Source organism: Streptomyces sp. CO7 (assembly GCF_053474865.1).
In genome coordinates, this window is sequence record NZ_JBRIOU010000002.1 from 489,034 (window position 1) to 494,182 (window position 5,149).

The 5,149-nt window shown below is 73.3% G+C and carries 4 protein-coding genes; 1 reads left to right on the forward strand and 3 read right to left on the reverse strand.

The window, feature by feature from the left end:
* Positions 1 to 1,457: cholesterol oxidase substrate-binding domain-containing protein (locus ACOV8S_RS04140; protein WP_448316155.1), on the reverse strand; the 1,457-nt coding region annotated here is incomplete at its 3' end.
* 200 nt (positions 1,458 to 1,657) lie between these two features.
* Here ACOV8S_RS04140 and ACOV8S_RS04145 point away from each other — a divergent pair.
* A complete protein-coding gene (locus tag ACOV8S_RS04145) occupies positions 1,658 to 2,362 on the forward strand; it encodes a TetR/AcrR family transcriptional regulator (RefSeq protein WP_448316156.1) in 705 nt (234 codons plus the stop codon).
* A 57-nt stretch (positions 2,363 to 2,419) separates the two neighbouring features.
* Here ACOV8S_RS04145 and ACOV8S_RS04150 read toward each other — a convergent pair whose 3' ends face one another.
* Together ACOV8S_RS04150 and ACOV8S_RS04155 are read right to left on the reverse strand one after the other, a co-directional pair.
* Entirely contained in the window at positions 2,420 to 4,033 is a 1,614-nt protein-coding gene (locus ACOV8S_RS04150; protein ID WP_448316157.1) for an FAD-dependent oxidoreductase, read from the reverse strand.
* Between the two features lie 73 nt (positions 4,034 to 4,106).
* Positions 4,107 to 5,117 (reverse strand): AurF N-oxygenase family protein, encoded by a 1,011-nt coding sequence (locus ACOV8S_RS04155; protein ID WP_448316158.1) that lies wholly within the window; start codon positions 5,115 to 5,117, stop codon positions 4,107 to 4,109.
* Positions 5,118 to 5,149: the final 32 nt, after the last annotated feature.

A 5,149-nucleotide genomic window follows, 5' to 3' on the forward strand; every position in this document is an offset into this window, starting at 1 on the left:
GACGGGTCCTCGAGGCCGGTCACGCGGATCTCCACCTGGCCGTTGACCGGGTACTCGCCGCGCGCCGCGTACTCGGCGAGCAGCGTGCGGTAGAAGTCGGCGAACCGGCTGACCACCCACTGCAGATCGGCGCGGCGGACGAGGACGGCGTATCCGTTGGCCGTCTCGCGCAGCGTCGTGGGCCGGATGTACTGCAGCAGGTTGCGGGAGGCGCCCCACAGGTCCGACCGCAGCCCGCCCGCCAGCAGGTGGGTGAGGACGTCACCGGTCAGCACGTCCCGCACGAGGTCGCCGGAGAGCAGGACGTCGGTGAGATCACCGGTCAGCGCCACCTTGGCGAGCAGGTACTGCACCTGGCCGAAGAGCGGCGCGCTCGCCCAGGCCCCCGAGACCAGGGACCCGGCCAGCCGTGCCACAGGCTCGGGGAGGGAGTCGGAGAACGGGTAGTTGTACGGCTCGTCGACCGCGCGTGAGCCCAGCGGCCGTCGCGGCGCGACGCTCCAGACCTTCAGCCAGGGCTTGTCGGTGAAGGCGAACCAGATCGCCTCCGCCCGGCCGGTCCGGTCGACGAAGTCGGCCAGGGTCCGCTTCCCGGCCGCGGCGCCGGGGGCGGCGAACAGTTCGGCGGCCGGGATGTCCAGGAGGGACTGGCAGCGCAGGTTCCGGTCGGCGCCCACGCGCAGGACGGCCTCGGTGACGAGCGAGCGGCCGAGGTGGACGAGGAGAGCGTCGCAGTCGGGTTCCGCCCGGCCGACGGTCCGCAGCACGTAGCGGCCGGTGTCCTCGTCCCAGACGACCGCGGTCAGCTCGGTGACGAGGTTGCTCAGCGAGCCGTAGCCGTGGCCGGGCGGCGTGCTCTCGCCGACGGCGGGGACGGCGGTACCGTGTCCGCCGATGGCGAGCGCGCCGCCGACCGACAGCTGCCCGGGCGCCGGCGCGGCGGTGACGCCGTGACCGGCGGCGCCGGCGAACGCGAGCACGTCCTCCAGAGTGGCTCCGGTCTGGACCCGGATCTCGGCCGAGCCGTCGGCGGCCCGCCGCTCCAGCGACATGGCGGTGAGGTGCGCGGTGGTGTCCAGCAGGACGACCTGGGTCGCGGCCGGTGTGCCGTCGGCCACCGTGAGCGGGGCCCAGCCGTGCCGTTTGCCCTGCGCGCGTACCGTCCAGCCCGCGCCGTGCGCCCAGTTGACGATGTCGAGCACGTCCTGCGGGTGGCGCGGGGCGCACGTCCACAACTGGTCGGTGCGGATCTCGCCGGCCCAGTTCTCGTAGACGCGTCGGTAGACGTCGGGACCGGCCGGGAAACCCGGCGGCGGTGGGGGTGCGTCGGCGGCGTACGCACCTGTCGGGCGGACCAGTCCGCGCAGCAGCCACGCCGCGCCACCCGCGGCGGCCGACGACGCGAGCAGTCGGCGCCGCGACAGCCCACCGCCGTGAACCGAAGATCCGTCCGCCATGCCGGAGACCTCCCCTGTCCTGCCGGACCCGGCCGTGCCGGGCCGGCGCCGGTCGGGCGCACACGCTATCCGCCGACGGACGGCGGGTGCGCGGATCTTCGCGGTTCTCTCACACGGTGACCGCCGCGTCCCGCGACGGTGCGCGTGGGCCGCCGCGCTCGAGGACGCTCGCGCGACGGAGCGGCGGATATCCTGGGGTGATGGTGGAGAGAACAGGTGACGGGCCGCAGACCGACGGACGCTCCACCCGCTGGGACGAGCACCGGGCCCAGCGCCAGGGCGAGTTGGTGGACGGTGCGGTCGCGCTCATCGAGGAGGAGGGCGCGCACTTCCGCATGCAGCGCCTGGCCGAGCGGATGGGCCTGCCCCGGTCCGTGCTGTACCGGCACTTCAAGGACCGCGCGTCGCTGGACGAGCTGATCCGCCGGCGGGTGGTGGAGTCCTTCGTGCGCCGCATGGAACCCACGCTCAGCTTCGACGGCACGATCGAGGAGTCGGTCCACCGCGTCGTGGGCGCCCACCTGGACTGGGTGCTGCAGCATCCGCGCCTGTACGCGTACATGGGCGTCGCGGAGCACGACATGGGGGACGGCTCCCTGGTGGCGGACACCAAGTCGGCCATCGCGCTGATGCTGGGCGAGCGGTTCGGCGACGTGCTGAAGGCCCTCGGGGTGCCCCAGGCGCCGATCCGGTCGGTCGCGGTCGGGATCGTGGGCTTCGTGGACTCCGCGGTCAACCAGTGGAAGCGCGATCCGGAGCCCGAGCAGTCGGAGGACGAGCTGCGCGCGATGCTCTGCCGGTCGGTCTGGGCCATCCTCGACTCGACGCTGCGGAGCCTGGGCGTGGAACTGTCGCCGCAGCAGCGTGTCTCGGACCTCGAACGGCTCGCGGCCGCCCACGGCTGATCGGGCCGACTCCGCCGGCCGTGGCCGACCGGCGGGAGAAGGGACGGCCGCGTGCCGTCAGGCGGTCACGGTCGCGGCCGCCACGCCCGTCGCCGCGCGCCGCAGGGAAGCGGTGTCGGTGAACTTGACCCGGGGCCGGCCCTGGGCCTCCCCCTCCGCACGCTCCGCACGGTCGATCGCCCGCCATGCCTGCAGGTCAAGGGCGTCCGGCGGCACGGGCGCGCCCGGCACCGGCGCGGTGAGGCGGCCCGCGGCGAAGTCGTCGAGGAGGGACTCGACCGTCTCGTGGGCGCAGGTCTTGTTCGTGCCGATGAAACCGGTCGGGCCGCGCTTGATCCAGCCCGCGACGTACACCCCGGGCTCGACCCGCCCCGCCCGGTGCGGGACCGTCGCGCTGTCCTCGTCGAACGGCAGACCGGGGACGGGCCTGGCGCGGTAGCCGACGGCGCGCAGGACCAGACCGGTCTCCAGGGTCTCGGTCTCCCCGGTGGGCCGGGCCCGGACGGTGCCGTCGTCGTCGGTGTGCAGCGTGGTCGAGGTGATCTCCAGGGCCCGCACCCGGCCCTCGCCGGTGATCCGCACCGGGCCGGCCAGGAAGCGCAGCACGATGCGGCGGCGGCCCTCGACCGGTGTGCGGGCGGCCAGTTCGGACAGCAGGCGGGTCTTCTCGTCGGTGTCGGGCGCCAGGTCGTCGGGCCAGCCCTCGACGCTCACGTCGACGTCCTCGAGGGCGGACAGGGCGAGGAGTTCGGGCACGGTGAACGCGGCCTGGGCGGGTCCGCGCCGGCCGAGGAGGACGACCTCGCGGATCCTGCTGCCGCGGAGCGCCGTGAGCGCGCGGTCGGAGATGTCGGTCCGGGCCAGGGTCCGGGGGTCGGCGGTGAGGATGCGGGCGACATCGAGGGAGACGTTGCCGTTGCCGACGACGACCGCCCGTTCGGTGTCGAGACGGTGGTCGTCCCGCGCGTGGTCCGGGTGGCCGTTGTACCAGGCGACGAAGTCCGTGGCGGAGACGCTGCCGGGCAGGTCCTCACCCTCGACGCCCAGGCGCTTGTCGGCCGAGGCGCCGACCGCGTAGATCACCGCGTGGTGGGCGCGCAGCAGGTCGGCGTGGGTGAGGTCGGTGCCGACCTCGACGCCGAGACGGTAGCTGAAGCCGGGCTGGGACTCGATGGTCCGGAAGAGCTCGGTGACCTGCTTGGTGTCCTGGTGGTCCGGCGCGACACCGGCCCGCGCCAGACCGTACGGGGTGGGGAGCCGGTCGTGGACGGTGACGCGGACGCCCGGGTGGCGCAGCAGCTCGTCGGCGGCGAACAGGCCGGCGGGTCCAGCGCCCACGACGGCCACCGACAACTCGCCCGCCGGGAGCGTTCGTTGCCGGGGAACGACGTACATGGGCGCGCGGTCCGCGTGCGGATTCTCCTGGTAGTAGGAGGCGTTCAGCTCGACGAACGGCAACTCCCCCGCGCCGAGGGCGGTGTGCGGCTTGAGCGCGTCGACCGGGCAGGCGGTGGTGCAGGCGCCGCAGTCCACGCAGGTGCGCGGATCGACGTACAGCATCTCGGCGGTCGCGAAGCCGGGCTCGCCCGGTGCGGGGTGGATGCAGTTGACCGGGCAGGCCAGGACGCACGAGGCGTCGGCGCAGCAGGATCGGGTGACGACGTACGGCACGGCGGGCTGGTCTCCGTTCGGGCGTTCAGGGGGAGGCGGTGCGGGCGCGGCGGCGCGTCGGCGCGGCGGCGCGTCAGCGCGGCGTTGGCGCAGCGGGACGGCGGCCCGGACCGGCCTGGTCGGTGAGCGGGGTGGGCTCGCCGCGGAAGCGGGCCGGGCGGCCGTCGATGCGCAGGGCCCGCCACAGCGGGCGGGAGACCTTGTTCATCAGGCCCAGCTCCTGGGCGAGCATCCGCACGTCGGAGAAGAGCTCCCGGAGCATCCTGCGTCCGGCCTCGGACTTCCAGAAGACGTCCTTGATCACCCATTCCGGGATGCCGGCCAGCGCGGCGGACTTCTTGTCGGGGATCATGATGACGTCGCACAGAACCCGCATGATCACCGGGAAGAGGACCGACAGGGCGCCACGGCGGGCCTTGCCGAAGCGCGGGACGCGCAGACGCAGGAACTCGTGGGCGAAGGAGATGTGCCGGGCCTCCTCGGCGATGTGGATCTGCATGATCCGCCGGGGGAGGGGGTGCACCGGCTCCCCGCTGCGCAGGGCGCCCTTCTGCAGGTGGTCGATGGGCTCCTCGCCGGCCAGGATGCCGGTGAAGAACGCCTCGGGGTAGAGGGAGCCGAGCAGCGGCAGGACCCGGCTGACCCGGCGGAACCACCGCTTGCCGCCCGCGGTGTCCACGCCGGTTCGGTTGACCAGCTCCTGGAACATCTGCGTGTGGTGGGTCTCCTCGGTGATCTCGTGGGTGAGATACCTGAACTCCTCGTTCCGGTTCCCCAGTTGGTAGACGTAGTCCAGTGCCCCGCGCATGAGGAGGTTCTCGAACTGCATCCCCACCTTGGCGATGACCGCCCAGCGCCAGATCCCGATGCGGATCTGGGTCTCGAGCGGCTGCTCCCGGTACCAGGGGTGAGCGCCCAGGGCGTCCGCGGAGGTGAGCACCCAGCGGGGGTCGTCGGTGTCCACGGCGAACTCCGGGTCGTCCCAGTCGATGTCGGTGAACGGATTGAAGTTGACGTTGACGGACCCCTCGGACAAGGTCCGCAGGCGCTCGTCGTAGGCCTTCCTGCTCAGGTTCGCGGTCATCTTCGTCCTCGGTTGTCGGCCGGGCCGCCCCG